This window comes from Microbacterium sp. Soil_C_42, assembly GCF_057656735.1.
The window spans coordinates 68,900-89,067 of sequence record NZ_JBDGJU010000012.1 but is presented as its reverse complement, the minus strand read 5'-3'; the positions used below and the strand labels follow the sequence as shown (position 1 = coordinate 89,067).

The 20,168-nt window shown below is 68.6% G+C and carries 23 protein-coding genes; 9 read left to right on the top strand and 14 right to left on the bottom strand.

The window, feature by feature from the left end; all coding sequences use genetic code 11:
- The first annotated feature begins 22 nt into the window (after positions 1–22).
- On the top strand, positions 23–1,180 hold the full coding sequence (locus AC3A46_RS09780) for a low temperature requirement protein A (RefSeq protein WP_487665007.1): 1,158 nt from the start codon (positions 23–25) through the stop codon (positions 1,178–1,180).
- Between the two features lie 64 nt (positions 1,181–1,244).
- Here the strand turns inward: AC3A46_RS09780 and AC3A46_RS09775 are convergent, their stop codons facing one another.
- The 3 genes from AC3A46_RS09775 to AC3A46_RS09765 all read right to left on the bottom strand — a co-directional run bounded on the left by AC3A46_RS09775 (position 1,245) and on the right by AC3A46_RS09765 (position 3,920).
- Positions 1,245–1,697, bottom strand: a complete 453-nt coding sequence (locus AC3A46_RS09775; RefSeq protein ID WP_045297761.1) for an Hsp20/alpha crystallin family protein — start codon at positions 1,695–1,697, stop codon at positions 1,245–1,247.
- Between the two features lie 143 nt (positions 1,698–1,840).
- Positions 1,841–3,442 carry an L-serine ammonia-lyase, iron-sulfur-dependent, subunit alpha gene (locus AC3A46_RS09770; protein ID WP_487665006.1) on the bottom strand — a complete coding sequence of 534 codons (1,602 nt, stop codon included), beginning with the start codon at positions 3,440–3,442 and terminating at the stop codon, positions 1,841–1,843.
- Between the two features lie 106 nt (positions 3,443–3,548).
- Positions 3,549–3,920 (bottom strand): VOC family protein, encoded by a 372-nt coding sequence (locus AC3A46_RS09765; RefSeq protein ID WP_487665005.1) that lies wholly within the window; start codon positions 3,918–3,920, stop codon positions 3,549–3,551.
- Between the two features lie 104 nt (positions 3,921–4,024).
- Between AC3A46_RS09765 and AC3A46_RS09760 the strand changes: the two genes are divergently transcribed.
- Positions 4,025–4,195: a hypothetical protein gene (locus AC3A46_RS09760; protein WP_157005434.1), complete on the top strand. Its 171-nt coding sequence runs from the start codon at positions 4,025–4,027 to the stop codon at positions 4,193–4,195.
- Between the two features lie 78 nt (positions 4,196–4,273).
- On the opposite strand, the gene AC3A46_RS09755 is transcribed toward AC3A46_RS09760, so the two are convergent.
- Together AC3A46_RS09755 and AC3A46_RS09750 are read right to left on the bottom strand one after the other, a co-directional pair.
- Complete coding sequence (locus AC3A46_RS09755; protein ID WP_487665004.1) at positions 4,274–4,804, bottom strand: OsmC family protein; 531 nt, start codon at positions 4,802–4,804, stop codon at positions 4,274–4,276.
- Positions 4,801–5,448 (bottom strand): GntR family transcriptional regulator, encoded by a 648-nt coding sequence (locus AC3A46_RS09750; protein ID WP_487665003.1) that lies wholly within the window; start codon positions 5,446–5,448, stop codon positions 4,801–4,803. Before AC3A46_RS09750 ends, AC3A46_RS09755 begins: the two co-directional genes overlap by 4 nt.
- 57 nt (positions 5,449–5,505) lie before the next feature.
- Here AC3A46_RS09750 and AC3A46_RS09745 point away from each other — a divergent pair, with 57 nt between their 5' ends.
- Entirely contained in the window at positions 5,506–5,772 is a 267-nt protein-coding gene (locus AC3A46_RS09745) for a hypothetical protein (RefSeq protein ID WP_487665002.1), read from the top strand.
- 27 nt (positions 5,773–5,799) lie between these two features.
- Here the strand turns inward: AC3A46_RS09745 and AC3A46_RS09740 are convergent, their stop codons facing one another.
- Together AC3A46_RS09740 and AC3A46_RS09735 are read right to left on the bottom strand one after the other, a co-directional pair.
- On the bottom strand, positions 5,800–5,970 hold the full coding sequence (locus tag AC3A46_RS09740) for a hypothetical protein (RefSeq protein WP_487665001.1): 171 nt from the start codon (positions 5,968–5,970) through the stop codon (positions 5,800–5,802).
- 58 nt (positions 5,971–6,028) lie between these two features.
- Positions 6,029–6,556, bottom strand: coding sequence for a DUF1269 domain-containing protein (locus AC3A46_RS09735; protein WP_487665000.1), 528 nt, complete (start codon positions 6,554–6,556; stop codon positions 6,029–6,031).
- Between the two features lie 213 nt (positions 6,557–6,769).
- On the opposite strand from AC3A46_RS09735, the gene AC3A46_RS09730 reads away from it, so the two are divergent.
- The 3 genes from AC3A46_RS09730 to AC3A46_RS09720 are packed head-to-tail and all read left to right on the top strand — an operon-like array spanning position 6,770 to position 8,230.
- On the top strand, positions 6,770–7,108 hold the full coding sequence (locus AC3A46_RS09730) for an ArsR/SmtB family transcription factor (RefSeq protein ID WP_487664999.1): 339 nt from the start codon (positions 6,770–6,772) through the stop codon (positions 7,106–7,108).
- A gap of 1 nt (position 7,109) precedes the next feature.
- Positions 7,110–7,772: a dihydrofolate reductase family protein gene (locus AC3A46_RS09725; RefSeq protein WP_487664998.1), complete on the top strand. Its 663-nt coding sequence runs from the start codon at positions 7,110–7,112 to the stop codon at positions 7,770–7,772.
- The gene (locus AC3A46_RS09720) at positions 7,769–8,230 is read left to right on the top strand and encodes an SRPBCC domain-containing protein (protein WP_487664997.1); all 462 of its coding nucleotides are present in this window, start codon (positions 7,769–7,771) and stop codon (positions 8,228–8,230) included. The genes AC3A46_RS09725 and AC3A46_RS09720 overlap by 4 nt, the downstream gene beginning before the upstream one ends.
- Positions 8,231–8,275: 45 nt before the next feature.
- On the opposite strand, the gene AC3A46_RS09715 is transcribed toward AC3A46_RS09720, so the two are convergent.
- Both AC3A46_RS09715 and AC3A46_RS09710 read right to left on the bottom strand, forming a co-directional pair.
- Positions 8,276–8,545 carry a hypothetical protein gene (locus AC3A46_RS09715; protein WP_487664996.1) on the bottom strand — a complete coding sequence of 90 codons (270 nt, stop codon included), beginning with the start codon at positions 8,543–8,545 and terminating at the stop codon, positions 8,276–8,278.
- A gap of 90 nt (positions 8,546–8,635) precedes the next feature.
- Positions 8,636–9,199 carry an NYN domain-containing protein gene (locus AC3A46_RS09710; protein ID WP_487664995.1) on the bottom strand — a complete coding sequence of 188 codons (564 nt, stop codon included), beginning with the start codon at positions 9,197–9,199 and terminating at the stop codon, positions 8,636–8,638.
- A gap of 159 nt (positions 9,200–9,358) precedes the next feature.
- Between AC3A46_RS09710 and AC3A46_RS09705 the strand changes: the two genes are divergently transcribed.
- Positions 9,359–10,000 carry an LON peptidase substrate-binding domain-containing protein gene (locus AC3A46_RS09705; RefSeq protein WP_487664994.1) on the top strand — a complete coding sequence of 214 codons (642 nt, stop codon included), beginning with the start codon at positions 9,359–9,361 and terminating at the stop codon, positions 9,998–10,000.
- An 84-nt stretch (positions 10,001–10,084) separates the two neighbouring features.
- On the opposite strand, the gene AC3A46_RS09700 is transcribed toward AC3A46_RS09705, so the two are convergent.
- The 5 genes from AC3A46_RS09700 to AC3A46_RS09680 all read right to left on the bottom strand — a co-directional run bounded on the left by AC3A46_RS09700 (position 10,085) and on the right by AC3A46_RS09680 (position 18,021).
- The gene (locus tag AC3A46_RS09700; RefSeq protein WP_487664993.1) at positions 10,085–12,115 is read right to left on the bottom strand and encodes an ATP-dependent helicase; all 2,031 of its coding nucleotides are present in this window, start codon (positions 12,113–12,115) and stop codon (positions 10,085–10,087) included.
- 116 nt (positions 12,116–12,231) lie between these two features.
- A complete protein-coding gene (locus AC3A46_RS09695; RefSeq protein ID WP_487664992.1) occupies positions 12,232–12,957 on the bottom strand; it encodes a Type 1 glutamine amidotransferase-like domain-containing protein in 726 nt (241 codons plus the stop codon).
- Positions 12,954–13,079 (bottom strand): hypothetical protein, encoded by a 126-nt coding sequence (locus AC3A46_RS09690; protein WP_487664991.1) that lies wholly within the window; start codon positions 13,077–13,079, stop codon positions 12,954–12,956. The genes AC3A46_RS09695 and AC3A46_RS09690 overlap by 4 nt, the downstream gene beginning before the upstream one ends.
- 103 nt (positions 13,080–13,182) lie before the next feature.
- Positions 13,183–13,692, bottom strand: a complete 510-nt coding sequence (locus AC3A46_RS09685; RefSeq protein WP_487664990.1) for a P-loop nucleotide/nucleoside kinase family protein — start codon at positions 13,690–13,692, stop codon at positions 13,183–13,185.
- 258 nt (positions 13,693–13,950) lie between these two features.
- Positions 13,951–18,021, bottom strand: coding sequence for a carboxypeptidase regulatory-like domain-containing protein (locus tag AC3A46_RS09680; protein WP_487664989.1), 4,071 nt, complete (start codon positions 18,019–18,021; stop codon positions 13,951–13,953).
- A 442-nt stretch (positions 18,022–18,463) separates the two neighbouring features.
- On the opposite strand from AC3A46_RS09680, the gene AC3A46_RS09675 reads away from it, so the two are divergent.
- Both AC3A46_RS09675 and AC3A46_RS09670 read left to right on the top strand, forming a co-directional pair.
- On the top strand, positions 18,464–19,327 hold the full coding sequence (locus tag AC3A46_RS09675) for an SMP-30/gluconolactonase/LRE family protein (protein WP_487664988.1): 864 nt from the start codon (positions 18,464–18,466) through the stop codon (positions 19,325–19,327).
- Positions 19,328–19,580: 253 nt separating this feature from the next.
- Positions 19,581–20,033 carry a YkvA family protein gene (locus AC3A46_RS09670; protein WP_487664987.1) on the top strand — a complete coding sequence of 151 codons (453 nt, stop codon included), beginning with the start codon at positions 19,581–19,583 and terminating at the stop codon, positions 20,031–20,033.
- The last annotated feature ends 135 nt before the right edge of the window (positions 20,034–20,168 follow it).

Below are 20,168 nucleotides of genomic sequence, written 5' to 3'. Positions count from 1 at the left end.
CTTCGGGATGACGCGGAACGTGATGAGGCCGACGGACACTCCGCGCGCCGACCGGGTGACGTACATCGAGCTCTTCTTCGACCTCGTGTTCGTGTTCGCGCTGACGCAGCTGTCGGCGTATCTCTACGAGAATCAGAGCCCGCTCGGAGTGCTCGAGGGTGTGATCGTGGTGTGCGCGCTGTGGTGGGCGTGGGTGTCGACGACCTGGGTCACGAACTGGCTCGACCCGGTGACGCTGCCGGTTCGCGGCGCCGTCATCGGCCTCGCGTTCGTGTCGCTCGTCATGAGCGTCGCGATCGCCGAAGCTTTCGGCGAGCGTGCGTGGGCCTTCGCGATCGCCTACGTCATCCTTCAGGTGGGGCGCACGGCGTTCATCGTCTGGGCGACCGCCCGCCACGATCCGGCCGTGTCCAGGGACTTCACCGCGGTGCTCGCGTGGACGGTCGCGAGCGCTGTCTTCTGGCTGGTCGGCGCACTGCTGCCTCTCCCGTGGCAGCTGCCGCTGTGGGCGATCGCGCTCGGAATGGACCTCACGGGAACGCTTCTCGCGTTCCCCGTCCCGGGCCTCGGCAAGGTGCGCCTCGATCGCTGGGATCTGTCGGGTCCCCACATCGCCGAACGGACCGCGCTCTTCGTCCTGATCGCCCTCGGCGAGGGCATGCTCGTCACCGGCCTCGTCTTCGCCGAGACCGAGTCGTCCCCGGCATCCGTCGCCGCGCTCGTCGCCGCTTTCGCGACCGCTGCCGCAGCGTGGTGGATCTACTTCGACCACGGCGAGCGGGTCGGCGCCGAGACCATCGAGGCGTCGGACTCACCGGGTCGCCTGGCACGCACGGCCTACACGTGGATGCACCTGCCGATCGTGGCGGGGATCGTCGTGATCAGCGTGGGCGACAAGGACGCTCTCTCGCACCCGCACGAGCACGACCTCGCCGCGACGATCGCGGTCATCGGAGGGCCGATGCTGTTCCTCGCGGGCACGGTGCTGTTCCGCCATCTGCTCGAGCGGCGCTGGGCGCGCGCACAGCTCGCGGGGATGCTCGCGCTCGCACTCCTCGCGGCCGCCGCAAGCGTGCTCGACACGCTCACCCTCTCGGTCGCCGCGAGCCTCGTGCTCACCGGCATCGCCGTCGGGGAGACGGTCGGGCGCGTGCGGCGAGGACGCCGAGCGGGGGGCTGATCCCCCGACAGGTCGGATGCCTCCCCGCTGCGTCGGCGGGGAGGCATCCGTTCCGGAATGAGCCCTACTGCTCGATCGGCTGGGGCGCGTCGGACTCGTGCGCCGTGATCGTCGGCGCGCCGCCCTCGGACATCACCTCGATCTTGCGCGGCTTCGCCTTCTCGCTGACCGGGATCGTCACGCTCAGCACGCCGTTGTTGTAGCTCGCGGAGATGCGCTCGGTGTCGATGCCCTGGCCCAGGTTGAGCTGACGCAGGAAGCTCGCCGCCTCTCGTTCGCGCGTGATCCACTTGACGTCGTCGCCGCTCGTCAGCGTGCGCTCCGCGCGGATGGTCAGCAGCTGCCCGTCGACGTCGATGTCGACCGAACCCGGGTCGATGCCCGGCAGGTCGGCCGTCAGGATGTAGTGGTCACCGTCGCGATACAGGTCCATCGGCATGCGGCGGGGGCCGCGGCGCGTGTCGAAGAGACCGGCAGCAAGGCGGTCGAGGTCCCGGAACGGGTCGTTGGTGGCCATGATTATCTCCTCTCGTCGAACCTTGAGCCGTGGCGGCTCAACTGACGCCAGATTAGCACTCTCAACCCTCGAGTGCTAAGTCACCGGGCGTTCGCCGTGAACGAACAGGACGGCCTCCGGGCCGCGGCGACCAGCACTCGGCTTCAGCACTCGATGACGTTCACCGCGAGGCCGCCCTCGCTCGTCTCCTTGTACTTGTGCGACATGTCGATGCCGGTCTGGCGCATGGTCTCTACGACGGCGTCGAGCGAGACGTAGTGCGAACCGTCGCCACGCAGGGCGAGGCGCGCGGCGGTCACCGCCGTGGACGCGGCGATCGCGTTGCGCTCGATGCACGGGATCTGCACGAGTCCGCCGACCGGGTCGCAGGTGAGGCCGAGGTGGTGCTCCATCGCGATCTCGGCGGCGTTCTCGATCTGCCGGTTCGTGCCGCCCATCACGGCGGTGAGGCCGCCCGCGGCCATCGCGCACGCCGATCCCACCTCGGCCTGGCAGCCGCCCTCGGCGCCCGAGATCGACGCGTTGGCCTTGAACAGCGAGCCCAGCGCGGTGGCGGTGAGGAGGAATCGACGGATGCCTCGGCGACGGTTCGCCTCCGCCACCTGTTCGTCGTCCCAGCCCGCGGCCTCCTCGGTGGTCGCCGCGTGCCCGTGATAGCCGAGCAGTGCGCTGCCGACCAGCTCACCGTAGGGCGTCACCGCGTTGCCGGCGCCGAGGCCGGAATCGGCGAGGAAGCGCCACCAGTACATCGCGACGGCGGGCAGGATCCCGGCAGCGCCGTTCGTCGGAGCGGTCACGACCCGCCCGCCTGCGGCGTTCTCCTCGTTGACCGCGAGCGCGAAGGCGCCCAGCCACTCCCCCGGCAGCTCGCGACGGCCGTCGGCCTCGGCGGCCTCGAGCTGCTCGCGGATGGATGCTGCGCGGCGCTTGACCCCCAGCATCCCGGGGAGAACGCCCCCCGCCTGCAGGCCGGCCTCGACGCACGCGGCCATCGCGTCCCAGATCGCGTCCAGCCCCTCGGCGATGTCCTCGTCGGGGCGCAGCGACTCCTCGTTGATGCGCGCGGCCTCGGCGATCGTGATGCCCCGCTCGTCGCACGCGGCGAGCAGCTCCTCGGCGCTGGAGAAGTCCAGGGGGAACGCGTGCGTGGGCTCCCCTGGGGCCGCTGAGCCGGGCGCAGACTCACCTTCGCGACGGATGAAGCCGCCGCCGACGGAGTAGTAGGTCTCGCGGACGAGGAGTCCGGCATCCGTCCCCGCCACAGGGTCGAGAGCCGTGGACGAGCCCGTCTCGCGCACGCCGGGCACGGCGAGCGCACGCGCCGGTCCGTCGTCGGGCGAGGCCCACGCTTCGAGGGTCATGGCGTTGGGGTGACCGGGCAGCCTGGTGCGCGGCGCGAACACCACGTCGCCGCGCTGGAACGGCACCTCGCGCGTGCCCGCGAGCGGGAGGGCGCGATCGCCGGGCCAGGCGCTCCAGGCGGAGCGCACAGCATCCGGATCCACCGTCTCGGGTTCGAGGCCCTGCAGCCCCGCGACGACGGCGTCGGGTGTGCCGTGGCCGATGCCCGTGGCGCCGAGCGAGCCGTACAGCGTGCAGGTGACACGGCCGACTCGCGGCAGAACCCCGCTTTCGCGCAGGCGGACGACGAAATCGTGGGCGGCCCGCATGGGACCGACCGTGTGGGAGCTCGAGGGTCCTACGCCGATGGAGAACAGCTCGAACGCCGAGACATAGGCGCTCATCCCGACCAGGCTAACCCGACAAGAGCGTGCACTCTGACTCCTGTTATCGACTCGATACGGGCAGGATGCCTCATCTTGCGAGTATCCATCGTGCAGCCTGGCGGTCTCAGGAAGCGACGGGCCGGAACGAGACGAGGCCGACGGTGTTGCCCTCGGAGTCCTCGACGAAGGCCTGCCACTCGTCGTGCCCTGCCGGCCCGAGAGTGTCGTCCTCGTGGGTGAAGATCACGTGCGGCGGTGAGACGACCTCGGCCCGATCGCCGATCCGCTCGAGGGCCGCCGTGACGTCGTCGACGTGCAGGTACAGCAGCGCGGTCGGGGCGTTGCGGTCCAGCAGCAGCCGCACGCCGTCGAGGTCGAAGAACAGCAGGCCCGGCGGATCGAACACCGCCGTCGCGGCACTGCCGAGGAGGGAGGTGTAGAAGCCTGCGGCGCGCTCGAGGTCGTCGGCATGCTGACCAACCTGCACGAGTCTCATGGCGCCATTCTCGCGCCCGCCCGAGACCGATGCCAGGGACACGGCCCTTCCCGCGGCGGGCCGGCGAGGAGTATCAATGAGGGAGGCGATCCTGGAGGTTGGCGATGCTGCTTTTCGTGCTCTATCTGATCCTGATGGTCGGCGGAATGGTGATCCTGGGGCTGTCGTTCGCGTCGCCGGTCCTGCCTGCGCTGGTGTTCGTCGTGGGCCTGCTCTGCATCGTGGCGGCCGTCGCGATTCCGGTCACCGCAGGAGCCTTCGAACAACGCCGGTAGGCGAGCGCCCGCGCACGGTGAGGCTCGAGCTCGTGGGAGCGGACGCGGCGGGCCGCAGCATCCTGAATCGCGCCCTCCTCATCGGGAGCCAGGTGTACGAGACAGGACGTTGTTGACGCATGTCGGCGTTGCGGAGGAGGGCTCCTCAATGTGCACGACGACCTCGTGGTGAATCGGCGTGTTTATCGAGCGGGCGATAAAGCAGTAGTTGCCGACCTGATCGTGCAGCTGCGCAGCTATCGCGGGGTCGCTTTCGGCGGTGATTGTTACCGTCGGATGGAGGGTGACGGTCTCAAACTTCCCGGCCCCTCCGGCTTCTTCGACCATGGCCCCGATCGAGTGGTCCTCGTACGCGGTCACGATCACGCCGGCCCTCGCAGCGAGGTGGAGATACCAGAGCATGTGGCACTGTGCGATCGACGAGAGGTAGAGCTGCTCTGGGTTCCAGCGGGCGGCATCGCCTCGGAAGGCGGGGTCAGATGATCCGAGAATCAACCCGGGGCCGGCGGCGGCCACTGTGTGATCGCGGGAGAACGCTCGGTAGGAGCTGGTGCCGGTGCCGGTGTTGCCGGCCCAGGTCAGTTCGATCTCGTAGTTGTGAGTGGTCATGAGGTGCTCCTCGTCACGGGTTGGTTCTTACTCAACGCGTCGCGGGTTGCGAACGCGTGGGCTTCGACTGCGGCACGCGCCCTTGGGGCGTCACCTTCGCGGAGGGCGTCGAGGATGGCCTCGTGCTCGGTGTGCACCGCCTGGGTGCGCTCGGGGGCCTGCAGGCTCTTTCGGGTGCTGATGATGATTTGGTCCCACCAGCGCTCGAGCGTGCTGCTGAGGACCGGGTTGCCCGCGAGAGCGGCGACCGCCTCGTGGAATGCGCGGTTCTCTTCGACGGCGCGGGCAAGATCGCCGGAGATCGTGAGCCCGTGGGTCTGGGCGGCTAGCGTCTCCAGCTCTGCCAGGCGAGCCGGGGCGACCTCGCCCCCGGCAACACGCTGCGCAGCCAGGAAAGCAGCCCATCCCTCAAGTCCGGCACGCGCTGAGTGCAGTTGCGCGAGTTCGTTCATGCTCAGCACCCGCAAGCGGATGCCGCGCCCCTGCGCCCGCACGAGCCCGTCGCTCTCCAGACGCTGCAACGCCTCTCTCACGGGCGTGCGGCTTACCCCCAATTGCTCGGCCAGACGGGACTCAGCCACCCGCTCGTCCTCGCTGATGCCGCCCATCATCACTATCGCCCGAAGCGATTCGTATACCGTCACTCCCAAATTATTGCATGCACTCGAAGTTATTGCATGCAATAAGGGCAGGTGCATCTGATGCTGCTCAACACCGACGGGGTCAACGAGGACGACGAGGGACTGGACCTGCCGGAACTGCTCGCGCAGCTCGAGACTCTGAGGGATCCGGCGAAGCCCGTCGCCGTCATCGCGATCGGCTATGGACCCGACACCGACCAGTCCGCTCTGGAGCAGATCGCCGCCGCCACGGACGGCGCGGCATATCAGGCCCTTCAGCCGACCGACATCGGCACCGTGCTGATCGACGCGGTCACCCAGCGCGGCTGCCGCCCGAACTGCGGCTGAGGGCTGCAGTCCGGGCGGCGGCAGTCGCTAGTCCTGCGCCGGACGGAGGGCCGCACCGGTGAAGTAGTTCACCGCACCGTGGGCGTCCTCGACGCCGAAGACCCACTTGCCCGAGGGCGTTGCGCGAATGTCGATGACGATGCCGCGAGCGTTCGTCGTGAAGACATCGTCACCCGGCTTGAAGACGGAATCGGCCATACCTCGGATGCTACGAGAGGCAGGTCTCGGCTCGCCTCCCCCGTGAGGAGGATTTCGTCTAGGAGTTGATCTGCTCGACGACGTCGTCCGCCGACTCCTCGATGGCCTTGCGCAGCTTCTCGTAGTCATCCGCGTCGATCGCCTTGCTGATGCGCTTGTCCGACCGCTGAAGCGCCTTCTCCACCTTGTCGGCCCAGCGATCGTCGACGACGGCCACGACCGCCGAGGTTCCTGGCGCGAGGTACTCATCGACGTCCACGCCGAACTGCTTCTCCTCGCGGTTCTTCTTGATCTTTCCGAGGATCGCACCGATGCCGGCACCGACCGCGGTGGCCGCGAGCAGCGGCGGCGCGAACAGGCCGACGACCACGCCGGCGCCGGCACCCCACGCCGCACCCTTGCCGACCGATTTGTCGCCGTGCTCCTCGACCTGGACCTTGCCATCCTTGTCGCGGACCAGAACGACCGCGCCGATGATCTCGTACCCGCCGGCGTCCTGGCCGCTTCGGAGGGCCTTGTAGTCGTCCGACGCGGCCGTGGTGTCGTCGTACGAGCCGACCACCAGTGCGAGGTTCTCCATACCCATCGATCTCTCCTTCGGTTGAGCTCAGAGGCGACCGGCCGGCCGCTTGCGGACTCTGGGCCATCAGGGTGTTGTGATCCTATTGCGGACCCTGCCCGCTGGCGAGGGCCCCGACGATGAATTCTCGCCGGTCGTGCGGGTCGAGTCCGTCCCACCACCCGCACGCTCATTCGGCGGCAGTTGACGGGCGCCGATCCGTGCGGAATAGTTAGGCATATGCCTAACTATTCCGCGGAGCTGGATGCTGTGCTCCGAGCTCTCGCGGACCCCACTCGCCGCGCGGTCGTGGAGCGTCTGGCGAAGTCCCCGGCCGTCGTGTCCGACCTGATGGCACCGTTCTCGATGGCGCTGCCGTCGCTGCTTCAGCACTTGCGGATCCTCGAGGACGCCCGAGTCGTCACATCGAGCAAGCAGGGGCGCGTCCGGACCGTCAGCCTGCGACCGGGCGCACTCGACGTCCTGCACCTCTGGCTCGGCGAGCAGCGAACCGCCGCGGAACGTCAGGCAGACCGCCTCGGCATCCACCTGGCCCGCACCACCCCGAAGGAGATCTGAAATGACCCGTGTCCGCGTCGACCTGTTCTCGTCACTCGACGGCTACACCGCTGCATCCGATCCCGAGGCCGACAACCCCATGGGCGAGGACTGGGGTCCCCTGACCGCTGCCTACGCAGCCACGCGCACCTTCCGGCAGAAGGTCCTCGGCGACACGAGCGGCGCGGGAACCACGGGGATCGACGAATCGTTCGCCGCCGCGTTCTTCACGGGCGTGGGCGCCGAGATCATGGGCGCGGCCATGTTCGGTCTGCACGCGTATCCCGACGACCCGGGCTGGAAGGGGTGGTGGGGCGACCAGCCTCCGTTCGGGTACCCCGTCTACGTGCTCACGCACTCCGCGCCACGGCCGTCGATCCCGATGGCCGGCGGGACGACGTTCGAGTTCCGCGCCGGAGCCATCGAGGACGTGCTCGCCGAGGCGACCACCGCCGCCGGCGGTCTCGACGTCCGGGTCGGGGGCGGCGTGCGCACCGTCCGCGAGTTCCTCCGCGCCGGACTCGTCGACGACCTTCACGTCGCGATCGCGCCGATCGTCCTCGGCCGAGGCGTCCGAGTGTGGGACGACCTGCGCGGCCTCGAATCGACCCACCTGGTGCGGACCCAGGTCGCCGAGAGCGGCACGATCCATGTGACCTTCACGCGCGAGGACACGGCCCGATGACGGTCGAGCGGCGCCTCGCCCACTCCGGCTTCACCCTCACTCGCGAGTATCGCGCGCCCGTCACCAGGGTGTGGCAGGCGTTCGCCGACGGGGAGCAGAAGCGTCGCTGGCTCAGCGACGGAGACGCGTTCGAGTCCGGCGAGTGGACGTTCGACTTCCGCGTCGGCGGACGCGACATCGACGAGGCGAAGTTCCACGGAGGTCCGCTCTCACGATACGAGGCCGTCTACACCGACATCGTCGAACACGTCCGCATCGTCACGACCTACGACATGTGGCTGGATGGCACGCACATGTCCACGTCGGTGGCGTCGTTCGAGTTCGAGCAGGTTGCGGGCAGCACCAGGCTCACGCATGTCGAGCACGGCATCTTCTTCGACAGCTTCTGGGCCGACGGCCCGAACCGCGAGGAAGGCACCCGAGGCCTCCTCGAAGCGCTCGGCCGTCACCTCGACTAGCGTCGGGGCGGCAGGATGCCGCGTCCTCGCGTCTTCGGACCAGACCTACCAGACGGTGCCGCCGCCGATTGAGATCCCGCCCCACGTGAGTGCGATGAAGATGGCCGCGAAGACGACCGGTGCGATGCCCGCACCGCCGCGTGCGAGGCCCTTGAGAAGGCCGATCACCGCGAGGACGGCAGCGACGATGGAAAGCCCGCCGCCCAGTATCAGCCCGATGAACAGCGGGATGGGCATGAGCACGAGGCCGGCCAGCGCGAACCAGAACGCGGCCCAGGCCGTCGGGTTGGAACGGCGTTCGACGGAGGAAGACATGGCTCCATCATCGCGTGCAGGGGAAGCATCGGCGGGACGCGGCTCACCGCAATGCGCGTGCTGGTCGCCGGGCGAGCGCCGGGGCGGTTCTCAATCCAGGAACGCGGTCGGGTCGAACTCGCCGATGGGGATCACGCGGATCCGTGACAGCGGAGCGTCGAAGACCCGCGCGTCGTACTCGAGGTCGAACTTCTCCAGCCCTGCGAGCGAGTTGAAGCCGATGTTCCGGAACTCTGCGAACGAGACGACGCCGACCCGCCGCGATGGACCGATCAGGCCCGCGAGGTCATGGATGAAGTCGCCGTCGTGGCTGACGAGCATCACGTCGGCGGAACGGCTGTCGAGTGCGCGCAGTGTGCGCTGGATGGCGATGTCGACGACCTTCTCGTCAGGATCGCCGGACAGCGGGACGACGATGTAGTCCATCGCCTTGAGCGCCTGGACGAACGCCATGGGGATACCGGACGACGCGTTGAGGAAGAAGACGCCTCGCGCCGGCTGGTTCCACTCCCTCCCCGCGAAAGCGAGGAGTCGATCCCACCGTGGCCGCTCGTCCGGCTGCGGCCGCCGGTTGAGGATCGAAGTGCCGAGAGTCGCGTCGATGTTCTCGCCGTCCACGAGCACCCATGTTGTTCGAGAGTCTGCCGCTGACAATTCCGTCTCCTTCGCGAACGCTTCAGAGCGAATCATATGTGGAGCACGGATCCGCCGAACGCCGGCGTAGCCTGCCCGCTTCGCGAGGGTCCGGTCGTCGACCGGATCCTGGGTCATGACGGGGGCGCTGAGGCGCGTCCAGCTGATTGACTGTTGCCCATGGACGCCGTCGCGATGTTCCCGCTGGGCAGCGTCCTGCTGCCGTACACACCGCTGGCGCTGCGGGTGTTCGAGCCGAGATATCTCACCATGATGGGACGTCTGCTCGAGGTGGAGGATCCGGAGTTCGGGGTCGTCCTCATTGAGCGGGGGCTCGAGGCGGGCGGAGGGGATCAGCGCTCCTCCATCGGCACCATGGCGCGGATCCTGCAGATCGAGGCGGGCGCCGCGGACCTCTACGTGATCGCCGTAGGCGGGGAGCGCATCATTGTCGACCGATGGGGCGAGGACGACCCGCACCCCGTGGCCTACGTGTCGAAGATGGCCCCGCTCGTGTGGGACGAGGCGCTCGCACCGCTCCACCGCGAGACTGAGCAAGTCGCGCGCCGCCTCGCGACGCTCGCCTCCGTCCTCGATGAGGCTCGATGGGATCCCGGGACGGACCTTTCGGAAGATCCGGTGGAGTCGTCCTGGCAGCTCGCCGCGATCGCTCCGCTCGGCGAGTACGACCGGTTCCGTCTGCTGAACTCGACCAGCCTCGGAGGCCTGCTGCGCGGCATCCTCGACCTCTGCCTCGAGGAGGAGCCGGCGCTCATCGCCCGCGTCGCCGATGCGCGCGAGGCGGATTCCGGCGACCCTTGACCAAGGCGGCGCGCGCCAGCGACGATGTTGCTGCTTCTGGCGCAACCGCGTCCACGTGATCGCGGCGACCCGAGCGGATGCAGATCAGGCGAACAGTTCGTCGAACGCGTCCGTACGCACGCGCGGCGCCGAGACGGCCCGCTTGATCGCGGCCTCGGGGGTGACGGCGGCGGTGCTCACCGGCTCCATGAGAGCGCGTGCGGGCTCGGTCAGGAACCTGCTGGGCTTGGCGGCGACGTGCTTGGCCAGGAACGCGGTGGGGTGCGTCGGCAGCTGCGAGGGCACGTATACGTCGAGGGTGTCGCGTGCGCGGGTGATCGCGACGTAGAAGAGGCGCTGCTCTTCGGCGAGGCCGGCGCGCGAAGTGAGTGCCATGTCCGAGGGCATTGCGCCGTCGTTGGCGCGCAGGAGGTGCACCGTGTCCCATTCCAGGCCCTTCGCGGAGTGGATCGTCGACAGGGTCAGCCAGTCCTCGTCGAGGTGCGGCCGCTTCGCCCAGTCGCCGGCGACGTTCACCGGGTCGATCGCCTGCTCGCTCACGAACGCACGGAGATCGCTCTGCCCGGCGGCGGCCTGCGCGATGCCGTCGACCTCGGTCACCCGACGGTGCCAATCCGGGTAGTGCGCGCGCAGCAGCGGATCCACCGCACCTCGGCATGCCTCGACCAGCTCCGGCACGGCGGTCGTGGAGTCGACGCCGCCGAGAAGCGACAGGGTCGACGCGAGCGCGGTGCGCGCCTTCGCCGGTGCCGCCGCGACCGCGTCGGCTGCGCAGTCGACACCCCCGTCCGCGAGGATCCTGGCGAGGCCCCGGGCGCTCGCCTTGCCGATCGCGCGGTGCCGGGTGAGCAGGCGGTACCAGGACACCTCGTCCGCCGGGTTGAGCACCACCCGGAAACTCGCCAGCAGGTCGCGCACGTGCGACGTCTCGAGGTAGCCGATCCCGCCGAACTTGTGGAACGGGATGCTGCGTACTTTGAGCTCTACCTCGAGCTGCGCGCTGTGGGATCCGGTGCGCATCAGCACGGCCTGCGAGCGCAGCGGCGTGCCGTCGACGTGCGCGGCGAGGACGCGGTCCGCGATCGTGCGCGCCTCGTCGTCGGCGTTGCGGCACGTGACCAGCGTCGGCCGGGCGCCCGGCTGCGGACGGTCGGCGACCAGCTGCAACCTCAGCTCGCCCGGGCGCACCTGGTTCGCGAGGTCGAGGATCGGTCCGGTGGAACGGAAGTTGCGTTCGAGCCGCACCAGCGTGGCGTCCGGGTACGCCTCCATGAGTTCGAGCAGGTGCCCGGCGCTCGCGCCCCGGAACGCGTAGATCGCCTGTGCGTCGTCGCCGACGACGGTGAGCCCGCGTCCGTCTGGACTCAGCCCCCGAACGATGTCGACCTGAAGCTGATTGACGTCCTGGTACTCGTCGACCAGCACCCAGTCCCAGCGAGCGCGCAGCCGCGCCCCGACATCGGGATCGGCGACCAGCGCCCGCCAGGCGATGAGCAGATCGTCCAGGTCGAGCAGGCCGCGCTCGCGCTTGCGGTCGCGGTAGTGACGGAGCAGGCCGGCGATCGCGTCCGCCTGCTCGAGCGCCCACGGAAACTGATCTTCGATGACGGCGCGGACCGGGGTCGCGGTGTTGATCGTGCGGGAGGCGATGTCCGCGATGGTGCGTGTCGTGGGCAGCCGAACCTCGGTGCCGTCGAGCCCGTGCTCCGCGCGCAGCAAATCGATCAGGTCGATGACGTCGTCGGGATCGATCACCGTCACGTCCTCCAGCCCCAGGTGCTGTGCGTGCTCGGCGACGATGCGGTGCGCGACGGCATGGAACGTGCCACCGGCGATGCGCTGCGCAGCCTGCGCATCGATGCGCTGCGCAGCCTGCGCATCGCCGCACATCACCGCAGCGCGAGAGAGCATCGCAAACGCGGCGCGCCGGGTGAACGTCAGCAGCAGCATCCGTTCCGGGACGACACCCGCCTCGAGCAGCCGCGCCACCCGAGCGGTGAGCACGCGGGTCTTCCCGGTGCCCGCGCCCGCCGCGACCACGAGCGGCCCCTCACCGTGCTCGACGGCCTGAAGCTGCGCCGGATCCAGCCCGGCAAGCGCATCACTTACTGCCACGGAGGTGACCGTAACGAGAACCCCGGACATTTCGTCATCGGGCTCTGCGATCGCGTGGCCTGTCGGAATCCACGAAGACTGGCAGACCTTGCAATGCGAGCCAGGTCGAAGCGCCCTCAGGTGCCGATCGTGGAGACCAGCACGCCGCCGTCGGTCGGCAGCACCCGCCAGACGCTGCCTCTGCCTTCAACCCGGAGCGTGCCGTCGCCAACGATCAGGGCCGTGCGCTCGTCGATGCCGAGCCCGCCCGCGATCAGCCCGGACTCGACGGCGGCGACCATTCGGGACAGCATGCCGCGCTGGGCCACGTGCACCTCGATGGCCACGTCGACGAGGCCGATGCCGGCTTCGATCTCCAGCTCGTCGCCCGCTTCGTCGGGGTTCTCCGGTGAGACGGGCACGCCGCCGATGCGGGAGCCACCCCCGAGCGAGCCTTCCGCCGCGATCATCGCACCGGCCGAGACGCCGAGGTAGGGCACACCGCCGGCAACCAGGCGACGCAACTCGCTGAACACCGGCTCGAGCCCTGCACGCACATCCTCGACGACGCCGCCCCCCACCGCAATGCCGTCGACGTCGGCGATCGCGCCGAGCCCGATCGGGTCGCCGGGCCGGCCCGCGGTCAGGTGCACCTCGATCGCGGATCCCATTACCGCCTCGGTCAGAAGCTCGCCGAGCGCCGCCGCCTTCTCCTCGGCCTCGGGGTGCAGTGAGATCACCGCGATGCGCGGCCGCGCGCGGCCCGCGGCGGCCGCTCGCAACGCCGCTTCGGCGACGAACGGTGCGTAGAGCGGAGCATCCGCAGCCGTGGTCGCGCCGCCGCCGATGAGGTGCACGCTCACGCGACACCGCTCTCAGCTGCGATGGCGAACGATGGTGTCGCATCGCCGAACTGTTCCCGGCTGAGGATCTGCCGGCGGAATCCGTGCCCGCCGGTGCCCGCGTCGTTCGTGTCGAAGGTCATCTGGCGAGCCTACGCGGGGCGTCGCGCCCTCCGAGCGGACCCCCCGACCGGCCACCCGCTCGCAACCCGGTCGTCCGCCGCGCCGATCGCCTCGCGCTCGCGTTCAGCCTTGACTGAGCAACATCGCAACCGACCCGGCCAGGTGCTCGACCGGTGCGTTCGCGTCCAGACGCTCGTGCGCACCGCCCCACGGCTCGAACTCCGCGGCGCGTCGTCGGACGTCGTTCCAGGTGGGTTCTGCGATGTGGCTCAGATCGCGGTGTCGCCCTCGGAGGCGACGATGATGCTCGGCCTCATCGTCGAGGGTCAGCAGCACGAAGGTCAGCGAGACCCCCGTCGCCGTCGCGGCGCGGCGCCACGTCTCGCGAGCGATCTCGCTGTCATTGACTGCATCGACGATGACAGAGCGGCCGAGCGCCAGATTCTGTTCCGCGGCCGCCCGGACTGCCTCGTAGGCGGCGACGCCAGTCGTCCACGAGCTTTCCAGCCCGGCACCGAGTAGCGCGTCTTCGATCGCGTCGACCGACAGATGAACCGCGCCGGTCAGGCGCGCGACCTCGGTCGCCACGGCGCTCTTTCCCGTGCCGGGCAGCCCTGACAGGACAAGCAGCATCCGCCCATTATCCGGCTCGAGCCGGCACCGGCGATGGGCGTGTGCACGCGGAGCTCCGGACGACAGCAGATCCGCGAGCTCGGTCCGCGTTGGGCCGATGCCGGTCCCTCGGCACACGCGCCTACGGCTCTTCGGCGTTTCCGACAGCTTCGATCCAGTCCCTGCGGCCGCAACAGGCCGAAGCGCCCGTCCCCGCCGGATCGGGAGACGGACGCTCGGCTGTCCGGGCGGGCGCCGTCGAGCACCCCGCCTCTCAGCTCAGCATCTGGCCTCGTCGTACTGCACGTTCTGGGAGAGGTTGGGCTCCTCGCCGTCGATCGCAGCCGCCGCGCTGACCACGACGCTGCCGGCCGGCATCTCCGCGAGGCGGGTCGTGAACGACTGCGATCTGCTCTTGTCGGCTGGAAGGACCGGCATCTCCTTCGACCCGTACGGAGTCTCCAGCTTCACGAGTACCGGCACCTCCTCACCGTTCGTCACCGTGACCACAAGCACGACCTTTCGCGCGACGCATCGGGTGTCGATCTCGGTGGTGACCGCGAGCTGCGGCTCGGCGGCAGCCCGATCGATGACGACGACGTAGATTGCAGACTCTCCGGCGAAGGAGCTCACTGTCACCTCGAAGCGGTTCTCGCCGTCCTCGAGCGGAAGTGTTGCGCCGGTCGCGCCGGCGTCGACGTCCATGCCGTTGACCTGCACCTGCTGGCCCTCCCAGCCCCGTCGCCACGAGAGATCGACGGAAGCCACGGAGGCGTCGAGCTCACCGTCGATGCGGTACGGGTTGTCGCCGCCGGTGCGGTCGCGGGCGAACTCGGGCGTCAAGGGATGGCCCACCACCTGCAGGTCGCGCAAGGCGGCCAGCTGGCTGGGATTGACGCGCGAGATCGACACGGTGTGCGTGCGCTCCGAGCCGTCCTCGGCTCTCACGACGACGGGGATCGTCGTGACGACGTCCGGGTCGCTGGGCGATCCGGCTGCCAGCGGCACCGTCACGGAATCGCCCGGTTCGACGGCAGTGCCGTTGACTTCCACGGCCGCGAAGTCACTGCGCGCCGCGGCCGAAATCGCGACCTCCTCGGCGAAGGCGTCGACTTCACCACTGAAGATGCGTCCGTCGCCGGATGGGGTCAGCTCGACCTCGCCATCGGCGGTGGCGGCGCTCACCGTCGCGAGGGTGGCGTCGGCGTAGTCGAACGGGGTGCCGGTGTTGACCCGGAAGTAGTCGACCAGCAGATCGCCCACGTTGGACCCGTTGATGAAGAACAGGAAATAGTCGAGGTCGTCGACATTCGTCCGCAGCGGCTGGTCCGCCAGCACCGGGATGGACATGTCGTCGACATAGAAGTCGAAGGTGCCGGTGTCGAGATGAACGACATTGCGAACGGTGTACCACTGGCCAACGCTGTACGGCGCCACGGTGCGCACCGAACTCGAGCCGGTGATGTTGTGCGTGATGATGTTGCCGCCCGCGAAGCCGATCGTCGCCGACGGGTTGGACGACCCTGCCGGGTTTGCGGCATTCCAACTGCTCTCGGTATACGAGTACAGCGCCAGCTGGTTCGGCGTGCCGTTGGTCGTCGTGCGCTGCAGGCGCGCTTCGACCGTGACGGTGCCCGTGAGATTGAGCTCGGCAGTGTTGTGCAGACCCAGGGTGGCCGACGTGCTGCTGGTCTTGTTGATGCGCAGGTATTTGTTCGCTTCGTCCGCGGCGTCGGCTACGACCTCTACCGTCCCGGCCACCGGGGCGGTGCGAGCGGTGAACACTCCGTCCGCGGTCCCAGCGAAGGCGCCCGTCGCCTCGTCGTCGAAGGTCTCGTTGATCACGTAGCGGGTCTCCCCCGCTTCCCTGCGCAGCACGAGGTTCACCGTGACCGTGCGCGCGGGGACGACTTCGACCTCGGCCTGCGACGCGGGGTCGTAGCCATCCTTCGTCGCGAGGACGGTGTAGCCACCGCCCATCGCGACGCCGGGAAGCGAGTATGCCCCTGACGCGTCGGTCGTCGCGCTCGCGACGATCTCATCGCCCTTGACGACCTCGACCGCGACGCCGGCGAGCCCCGCTCCCGAAGACGTTACGGCACCGGCGATCGTCCCCTCGGTGGCCGTCGTCGCGCCGAGCACGAGCGACGCGGCCAGCGTCTGACGGTCGGCTAGGGTCACGCTGACGGGTGCACCGTCGGTGTAGCCGTCGGCCGAGGCGACAAGGGAGTAATCGCCGGCGGGGATCTCCAGCGAGTACCGGCCGCGCGCATCAGCCGTCGTCGTGCCCGCCCCGTACGAGACGGTGGCACCGGGAACCGGCTGGCCGTCAGCGGCTGTCACGATGCCGGAGACGACACCGTGCCCCTCCGCGGGCTCGTACGACGTCGGACCGATGTGCGGCGGCGTCGACAGCGACCGCCCGAAGAAGTCGACGTCGAGCGGCACCTGGCTCTCGCCACGGTTGCCGGTCACATCGAATCCCGGAGCGATCTGTGCGAGATCGACCGTTCGACCCGCGTTGATGAGCGGGGAGTCGCCGGAGCCGAGCATGGCGTTGGCGACGCCCGATACGAGGTCACCCTTCAGCAGCGGGTCTGTGATGGTGGCGTGCTCGTCGGCGCTGGGCGCCGTCACTCCCGGCCCGAAGTAAGAGTTGTTGTCGAAGCTCACTCCCGGGAACTGGGTGCGGAAGGCGGAGCCTGCGACGTCTGCACGCGTGTTGAGGAAGACGTTGTTGAAGACATAGTGCGGGTTGCGGGCGTTCAGGTACGTTGCGGCATTTCCCGACGACTCGAAGAAGCCGACGGTGTTGTTCCGGATGGGCTGCACCGAGTTGTACATCAGGTTGTTGTAGACGACGTTCACGCCGGTGTCGCCGTGCGGGTTGATGTAGTTGCGCTCGATGTCGCGGATGATGTTGTAGCGCACGACGGCGGTGCTGAAGCCGAAGCCGCACAGCAGAATGCCTTCGCCGGACTCGTGGATGTAGTTGCCCTGAATGAGGATGTTCGACGTGCCGCGGTCGGGATCGATCCCGTTGGAGTCGGCGGCGCCTGTGCGTCCCTCGAGCTCGGCGACCTCGTTGTTCTGCACGACGATGTCGTCGGCGTAATACATCTCGATGCCCGAGACGCCCGCGCCGTCGATCATGTTGTCCTCGACATGCGCGCCCCGCACGCTCGTGAGGTACATCGAGTCCCAGCCGTAGTGGGTCTCGCGGTTGGTCAGGTAGTTGCCCGTGATCTCAACGTTCGAGTGGGGCCGCCAGTCCGGATCCTCGGTGATCGTCCCGTCGGGAGCGGCACGGCCGGCGGCCCGATCGCCCCAGCCCGGGGGCAGATCCTGGTATCGGTTGGTCCCCATGCCTGCGAACTGCTTGAACACGAGATTCGCGAAGGCAGTGTTGGCGATGTAGTTGTCGCGGATCGAGATGTCCTCGAACTGCGACACGGTCTGCGCGTCACCCTTCAGCCCTTCGAACAGGATGCCGCCGGTGCGCTTGGAGCGATCCAGACCCGCCGCGCTGACCGACCAGGTGTAGCCGGTGACGTCGCGGATGAACACGTTGTGGATGTCGAAGCCGCGCAGCGTGCCCGCGTTCTCGGCTTGGACGTGGATGCCGCGCAGGTCGCCGGTCTCGGGATTCTCTTCTCCGGGGGCCTGGCCGTTGTTGCGGGCGGGCTGGAACGTCGTCGCGTCGAACCCTTCGGTCTCGTTGCTGATCTCGAGGTTCGAGATGTCCCAGTGCTCCTGGTTCGTGAGCTGCAGGACGTCGTTGACGACACCGCGGCCGTCAAGCTGGGGCGCGGCGCCGTCGCCGTAGCTCGAGAGGACGATCGGAGCCTCGGCGGTTCCCGACCCGCGGGGAGCGAGCAGCGCCGTTCCGTCCGGGCCCGCCACGTGCGTCGGCTGACCGCCGGTCCAGGTTGTGTAGTCGTACGCCTCACGAGCGACCTCAGTCCCCGACGCCGACCATGAGCTGCCCGCCCTGAGGAGAATGCGGTCGCCCGGCTTGAACTCGGTGCCGTTGACGTTCGCGAACGTGCGCCATGCCGTGCCCGCGGAGGTGCCGGATGCCGCGTCGTCGCCGGACTGCGCGTCGACGTAGTACGTCGTTCCGGCGCCCTGTGGCGCCGAGCCGTCCGCGACGAGGAGCTCCTCCCCGGCGACGACTGATCGGCCGTCGGCACGCAGTTCTGACTTGTCGGTGAAACCGACGAAGGAGGCTTCAGCGGTGGTGGCGGAGGAGGCCGGTGCGGCCAGTGCGGGTAGACCCGCCGTGAGCATGGCGCCGGCGGCGAGTCCGATCGCCAGGACCGAGGGGCGTCTGGAGGAAGACAGGGACATCGATGTTCCTTTCGGCGTTCTACAGTGAACGTTCACTTAAGGTCTGCCGACGACAATAGTGATCGATCACTAAGCTCGTCAAGGATCACCGAGGCAGGAGCGAACCTCAGAACGCGCCGTCGCCCGTTGGGAGCAGGAAGCAACGAAAGCCCCGCTCGATGCACTTCGCGCACATCGACAACGACACGTCCCGCACCCGTATCAGGCCAGCCGGCCGCGATCGGACATCTCTGCGGCGACCTCATCCACCATCCCGCTCCACGATTGAAGCGAGACTCCCCCGCGGCTCAACCCGATGCCCGCCGATGGACCCCGTTGAGGACCCCCGCGACCGGCCGGACGACCTCATCGACGACGCCGCGCACCCCGACGCGGTTACGGCTCCGAGGATCCCCGGGCCCGTCGGCGCGTTCCGGAGCAACATGACAGAGTTGACCCTGGAATGACCGAGACCACGCCTCTGATTCAGCCGGGTGCGCAGCTGGAGCGCCTGTACACCGGTATGGCGTGGGCCGAGGGACCGGTCTGGCTCCCGGACGCTGGAGCCGTGCGCTGGAGCGATATCCCGAACGACAGGATCCTGCAGTTCGACGCCACAACCGGGCGCGTCGACGTGTATCGAGCCGGAGTCGAGTTCACGAACGGTCGGACCCTCGATCTCGAGGGTCGGGTCGTGCAGTGCTCACACGGACTGCGCCGGATCGAGCGCGACGTCGACGGGGTAATGACGCCGATCGTCGATCGGTGGGACGGTGTGCGCTTCAATTCGCCGAACGACGTGGTGGTCGCTTCGGACGGCGCGATTTGGTTCACCGATCCGCCCTACGGCATCCTTTCCGATCACGAAGGACACGCCGCGGCGCCCGAGTACGAAGGATGCTTCGTGTTCCGCTTCGACGAGCGGATGGGAGAGCTGCGGCCGGTGATCACCGATATGGTGCATCCGAACGGACTCGCGTTCTCACCGGATGAGACGGTCCTCTACGTGTCGGACACGGCAGGGGCCACGCAGCCCGGCGTCCCCCGCCACATCCGCCGCTATCGCGTGCGCGACGGAGGATGCGATCAGGGAGAGACCTTCGCGCTGATCGGGGACGGAGTGTGCGACGGCCTGCGCGTCGACGCCCGCGGGCGCGTCTGGGCATCCAGCGCCACCGGCGTCGTCGTCTTCGATGCGGAGGGTGCCCGTGTCGGTGCGATCCCCGTTCCCGAGATCGTGTCCAACGTCTGCTTCGGAGGCGAGGACGGTACGACGCTTTACATCACCGCATCCACCAGCCTCTACCGCATCCACATCAACCTGTAACGCCGAGGACCGGGAGGTCCAGTATGCGGATCGTCGTGGCGGGGGCGACCTGGCACGTCGGGGGATATCTGATCGCTGGGCTGGTCACAGACCGCGGTCGTCGGCCATGTCCGAGGACGAAGTCGCACGGCTGGGGACCGCTCAACGAACCCGGCCCAACGCCCTTTACCGGATCGAGGTAGTCGACGGGGTATGGTGTGCGGCGCGCGCGGGGTTGGATTGGTTGGCGCCGTGTCGGAAGGTGGGAAGCCGGATGCCGGACTGGTTGATCATCGTCCTCGGGATTGTCGGGGGCATGGTCCTGCTCTGGGTCGTGCTGCTGGTCGTGCTTTGGATACAGCAAAGACGGGCCGGCTCCGACGTGGACTGGCGCTCGATCCTGCGACTCGTACCCGACGTCATCCGTCTGGTGAAGCGGCTGGCCAGCGACCCGACTGTTCCGCGCGCCACCCGTTGGTGGCTGATCGGCCTACTTGGCTACCTGCTGATGCCGATCGATCTCGTGCCCGACTTCATACCGGTGCTCGGCTACGCCGATGACGCGCTCATCGTCGCGGTCGTTCTGCGATTCGCGATCCGGCACGCTGGTATGGATGCCATCGAACGACATTGGCCAGGGACCCCCGCGGGACTCCGCAGCGTTCTCACTGTGGCGGGCTATGGCAGGGACGAGGGTGAATCGGACAGCGCCCGGGGCGACCGCTAGAGCGTGTCTGACGTTCAGCCATCCGGACGGCGCCCCCGTCTGATTCCGACGATGTCGATTCACGGCATCCTCGGGGATCCACAGCTCTGCCGGCCGACCCTGCTGATTCGCGGTCAGACGGAAACGCCCGCAGAA

Excerpts from the sequence above, each read along its gene's own strand:
- AC3A46_RS09780 (WP_487665007.1), top strand. The coding sequence starts at position 23 with ATGAGGCCGACGGACACTCCGCGCGCCGACCGGGTGACGTACATCGAG.
- AC3A46_RS09775 (WP_045297761.1), bottom strand. The coding sequence starts at position 1,697 with ATGGCCACCAACGACCCGTTCCGGGACCTCGACCGCCTTGCTGCCGGT.
- AC3A46_RS09770 (WP_487665006.1), bottom strand. The coding sequence starts at position 3,442 with ATGAGCGCCTATGTCTCGGCGTTCGAGCTGTTCTCCATCGGCGTAGGA.
- AC3A46_RS09765 (WP_487665005.1), bottom strand. The coding sequence starts at position 3,920 with ATGAGACTCGTGCAGGTTGGTCAGCATGCCGACGACCTCGAGCGCGCC.
- AC3A46_RS09760 (WP_157005434.1), top strand. The coding sequence starts at position 4,025 with ATGCTGCTTTTCGTGCTCTATCTGATCCTGATGGTCGGCGGAATGGTG.
- AC3A46_RS09755 (WP_487665004.1), bottom strand. The coding sequence starts at position 4,804 with ATGACCACTCACAACTACGAGATCGAACTGACCTGGGCCGGCAACACC.
- AC3A46_RS09745 (WP_487665002.1), top strand. The coding sequence starts at position 5,506 with ATGCTGCTCAACACCGACGGGGTCAACGAGGACGACGAGGGACTGGAC.
- AC3A46_RS09740 (WP_487665001.1), bottom strand. The coding sequence starts at position 5,970 with ATGGCCGATTCCGTCTTCAAGCCGGGTGACGATGTCTTCACGACGAAC.
- AC3A46_RS09735 (WP_487665000.1), bottom strand. The coding sequence starts at position 6,556 with ATGGGTATGGAGAACCTCGCACTGGTGGTCGGCTCGTACGACGACACC.
- AC3A46_RS09730 (WP_487664999.1), top strand. The coding sequence starts at position 6,770 with ATGCCTAACTATTCCGCGGAGCTGGATGCTGTGCTCCGAGCTCTCGCG.
- AC3A46_RS09725 (WP_487664998.1), top strand. The coding sequence starts at position 7,110 with ATGACCCGTGTCCGCGTCGACCTGTTCTCGTCACTCGACGGCTACACC.
- AC3A46_RS09720 (WP_487664997.1), top strand. The coding sequence starts at position 7,769 with ATGACGGTCGAGCGGCGCCTCGCCCACTCCGGCTTCACCCTCACTCGC.
- AC3A46_RS09715 (WP_487664996.1), bottom strand. The coding sequence starts at position 8,545 with ATGTCTTCCTCCGTCGAACGCCGTTCCAACCCGACGGCCTGGGCCGCG.
- AC3A46_RS09705 (WP_487664994.1), top strand. The coding sequence starts at position 9,359 with ATGGACGCCGTCGCGATGTTCCCGCTGGGCAGCGTCCTGCTGCCGTAC.
- AC3A46_RS09690 (WP_487664991.1), bottom strand. The coding sequence starts at position 13,079 with ATGACCTTCGACACGAACGACGCGGGCACCGGCGGGCACGGATTCCGC.
- AC3A46_RS09685 (WP_487664990.1), bottom strand. The coding sequence starts at position 13,692 with ATGCTGCTTGTCCTGTCAGGGCTGCCCGGCACGGGAAAGAGCGCCGTG.
- AC3A46_RS09680 (WP_487664989.1), bottom strand. The coding sequence starts at position 18,021 with ATGTCCCTGTCTTCCTCCAGACGCCCCTCGGTCCTGGCGATCGGACTC.
- AC3A46_RS09675 (WP_487664988.1), top strand. The coding sequence starts at position 18,464 with ATGACCGAGACCACGCCTCTGATTCAGCCGGGTGCGCAGCTGGAGCGC.
- AC3A46_RS09670 (WP_487664987.1), top strand. The coding sequence starts at position 19,581 with ATGCCGGACTGGTTGATCATCGTCCTCGGGATTGTCGGGGGCATGGTC.